This window comes from Microbacterium sp. Bi128, assembly GCF_918698205.1.
The window spans coordinates 1-3503 of record NZ_CAKKMM010000474.1; the positions used below are offsets into that span (position 1 = coordinate 1).

The window sequence follows — 3503 nt, forward strand, 5'->3', positions numbered from 1 at the left end:
CCTCGGGCCGCGGACATCGATGCGGGACGTCTCAGGCACGGGCGGTCTCCTCTTGCAGGCGGCTGAGCTCGAGTTCCACGACCGCGCGACCGGGCGTGCCCCCGAAACGCGTGCGGATCGCACCGTGGCGATCCAGGACGAGCGTCGTGGGGGTCTGCAGCACGCGGAAGTGCTGGGCGATGTCGGGGCGGTGGGTGAGGTCGACGTCGAGGTGCCGTACGCCCTCGCGGCCGTCGGCGACCTCCGACAGCATCCGGTGCACGCCGGGGCACCGCGAGCACATCTCGGTGCTGAACTGCAGCAGCGTGGCTTCCTCGCCGAGCGCGTCCGCACCGAGGCGGCGCGGGTCGACGATCTCGGCGGAGTCCACGGGGCGGGCGCGGCCCTGGGTGAGGCGGAAGACGACGCCGGCGACCGCAGCCAGCACGACGAGCGCGGCGATGGCGAAGAGAGCGATGGTCAGGTCCACGACCGACAACGCTAACGCGCCCGGGAGCGCCGGGGGCCGATGAGTCGCCCCATGACGCCTCCGCTCAGCGTTTGCCCGGCCCGCGTCCAGGTGGCGCCTCCTCCCCAGCGGGCCCGGCGCCAGGATCGTTCCCCCGGCGCACCCCGGCGCGCGGGACCCGCGGGTATCGTGAAGGCCGTGACCGCCGACATCCCCACGCCCTACGAAGACCTGCTCCGCGACGTCCTCGCGACGGGCGTCCACAAGTCGGATCGCACCGGCACCGGTACCACGAGCGTGTTCGGTCGGCAGATCCGCTTCGACCTGGCCGCGGGCTTCCCCCTCGTGACGACCAAGCGCGTCCACATGAAGTCGATCGTCTACGAACTGCTGTGGTTCCTTCGCGGCGAATCCAATGTGGGGTGGCTGCAGCAGCACGGCGTGAGCATCTGGGACGAGTGGGCGGATGCCGAGGGCGAACTCGGCCCCGTGTACGGCGTGCAATGGCGCTCCTGGCCCACCGCGGACGGCGGCGCGATCGACCAGATCTCGCAGGTGATCGACCAGATCCGCCGCGATCCCGACTCCCGTCGGCTCATCGTGTCGGCGTGGAACCCCGCCGACATCCCCGACATGGCGTTGGCTCCGTGTCACGCGCTGTTCCAGTTCTACGTCGCCGACGGCAAGCTCTCGTGCCAGCTGTATCAGCGCAGCGCCGACATGTTCCTCGGCGTCCCCTTCAACATCGCGTCCTACGCCCTGCTGACGCTCATGATCGCGCAGCAGACGGGGCTCGAGCCCGGCGAGTTCGTCTGGACCGGTGGCGACTGCCACGTCTACGACAACCACCGTGCGCAGGTCGAGGAGCAACTCTCCCGAGACCCCTTCCCGTACCCGACCCTCCGGTTCGCCCGGAAGCCCGACTCGGTCTTCGACTACACCTACGACGACATCGTGATCGACGACTACCAGCACCACCCGGCCATCCGGGCGGCCGTGGCGGTATGACGACGATCGGACTGGTCTGGGCGCAGTCGCGCGACGGCGTCATCGGCGCGGGCGGCGGCATGCCGTGGCACGTCCCCGAAGACCTCGCCCACTTCCGCGCCGTGACGGGGGAGTCCGACGTCGTCATGGGCCGGCGCACGTGGGAGTCGCTCCCGCCGCGCTTCCGGCCCCTTCCGGGGCGTCGCAACATCGTGGTGTCGCGGACGAACGGATGGGATGCCGACGGCGCCGAGCGCGTGGACTCTCTCGATGCCGCCCTGCAGAGCGCCCACACCGACCGGGTGTGGGTGATCGGCGGGGGGCGCCTCTACGCCGATGCGATCGCCCACGCCGACGTGCTCGAGGTCACGCAACTCGATCTCGACGTCGACGGTGACACCGTCGCGCCAGGTCTCGACGGCTGGACGCGCACGTCGGCCGACCCGGAAGAGGGCTGGCATGTGTCTCGGACCGGCATCCGCTACCGGTTCGAGACCTACGTGCCCGAGGGTCGGGAGTGACGCGGACCGCGCTCGTCACCGGCGCGAGCTCGGGCCTCGGCGCCGAGTTCGCGCGCCAGCTCGCCGCCCGCGGCGCGGACGTGATCCTCGTGGCGCGCGACCGCGCCGCGCTCGCCGCAGTGGCCGACGGCATCCGCTCGACGTGTGGATCGAACGTCGAAGTGCTCGCGGCAGACCTCCTCGACGCCGACGACCTCAGAGCGGTCGAGGCCCGGGTGGCCGCGGGCGTGGACTTGCTCGTCAACAACGCCGGCTTCGGGCTCGACCTCGCCTTCGAGGCCAACGACATCGCCGACGAGGTGCGCCACCTGCGGCTGCACGTCGAGGTCGCGATGCGGTTGACCCACGCGGCGTTGCCGGCCATGCTCGCGCGCGGCAGCGGACGGATCGTCAACGTGGCCTCGGTCGCCGGGTTCGTCCCGCGCGGCACGTACGGCGCCGTCAAGGGCTGGCTCATCTCCTTCAGCCGCTGGGCGAACGTCGCCTACGCACCGCGCGGAGTGACGGTCACCGCCGTCTGCCCGGGATTCGTCCACACGAACTTCCATGAGCGGCTGGGCCTCCCGCCCGGGCAGGAGGGCGTTCCGCCCGGGATGTGGCTCGACGCCGAGACGGTCGTGCGCGAGGGATTGCGCGACGCGGCACGCGGTCGCGCGGTGTCGATCCCGTCGTGGAAATACAAGCTGCTCGTGGCCGCCTCGCGCGTTCTGCCCGACCGGGTGGTCGTGCGCGCGGCCGCGCGGGGGCGCTGAGCTCAGCGGAACCGGCCGAGCCGGATGCCGGCGAACGCCAGCGCCGCGACCGTCTCGCCGTCGGAGATCTCGCCGTCGGCGACCAGGCCCAGGACGTCCCCGAACGGTACCCAGCGCACGGCTTCGATGCCCTCCTCGCGCTGTGAGGCCGCGGCATCCACGATCTTGAGGTCCCGCGCGAGATAGACGTGCTCCGGGGCGTCAGCGATGCCGTTGAGGGCGTTCATGCGGCCCAGGTGCTCCCACCGTGCCGCGGTGACGCCCGTCTCTTCGCGCAGTTCCCGCTGCGCGGCGACGAGGGGGTCCTCGCCGTCCGTGCCGCCGGCCGGGACCTCGAGCGAGCGCCCCGTCGTGTAGCGCTCGAGCTCGACCAGGCACACACGCTCGTTCTCATCGAGCGCGATGATGAAGACGGCGGGCTGCTGCATCCGCACGACTCCGTAAATGCCGTCGCCGTCCGGCCCGGTGACCTCGTCTTCGCGGACCTCGATCCACCGGTTCTCGTACACCGTGCGGGAGGAGCGGGTGGTCCAGGTCATGCGGTCAGCCTAGAGCGCCGCCGACCGCGGAACGGGCGGCGTCGGTCGATGTTCACCGGGAGGATCGACGCGACAGCGGGGAGAGCGGGGCGAACCGATAACCTGAGAGCATGACGCACTCCGGCAACCCCTTCGGTCAGGTGCTCGTCGCGCTCGTCACCCCCATGACGGCCGACGGCGAGGTCGATTGGCCCGCCGTCGAGAAGCACATCGACGACGTCGTCAGCGCGGGCGCCGACGGTGTCGTCGTCACGGG

The 3503-nt window shown here is 71.3% G+C and carries 6 protein-coding genes; 4 read left to right on the forward strand and 2 right to left on the reverse strand.

From position 1 onward, the window contains the following. Positions 1-31 precede the first annotated feature (31 nt). On the reverse strand, positions 32-469 hold the full coding sequence (locus LQV45_RS21305) for a thioredoxin family protein (protein WP_230008715.1): 438 nt from the start codon (positions 467-469) through the stop codon (positions 32-34). A gap of 177 nt (positions 470-646) precedes the next feature. On the opposite strand from LQV45_RS21305, the gene LQV45_RS21310 reads away from it, so the two are divergent. Genes LQV45_RS21310 through LQV45_RS21320 form a run of 3 tightly spaced genes read left to right on the forward strand, consistent with a single transcriptional unit; the run spans position 647 to position 2708 of the window. Further along, complete coding sequence (locus LQV45_RS21310; protein ID WP_230008716.1) at positions 647-1456, forward strand: thymidylate synthase; 810 nt, start codon at positions 647-649, stop codon at positions 1454-1456. Then, positions 1453-1956, forward strand: a complete 504-nt coding sequence (locus tag LQV45_RS21315; RefSeq protein WP_230008717.1) for a dihydrofolate reductase — start codon at positions 1453-1455, stop codon at positions 1954-1956. Before LQV45_RS21310 ends, LQV45_RS21315 begins: the two co-directional genes overlap by 4 nt. Continuing rightward, positions 1953-2708: an SDR family oxidoreductase gene (locus LQV45_RS21320; protein ID WP_230008718.1), complete on the forward strand. Its 756-nt coding sequence runs from the start codon at positions 1953-1955 to the stop codon at positions 2706-2708. The genes LQV45_RS21315 and LQV45_RS21320 overlap by 4 nt, the downstream gene beginning before the upstream one ends. A 2-nt stretch (positions 2709-2710) precedes the next feature. Here LQV45_RS21320 and LQV45_RS21325 read toward each other — a convergent pair whose 3' ends face one another. After that, positions 2711-3247, reverse strand: coding sequence for an NUDIX hydrolase (locus LQV45_RS21325; RefSeq protein ID WP_230008719.1), 537 nt, complete (start codon positions 3245-3247; stop codon positions 2711-2713). Positions 3248-3357: 110 nt separating this feature from the next. Here LQV45_RS21325 and LQV45_RS21330 point away from each other — a divergent pair. Further along, a partial coding sequence (locus LQV45_RS21330; protein ID WP_230008720.1) for a dihydrodipicolinate synthase family protein occupies positions 3358-3503 on the forward strand: 146 nt, incomplete at its 3' end.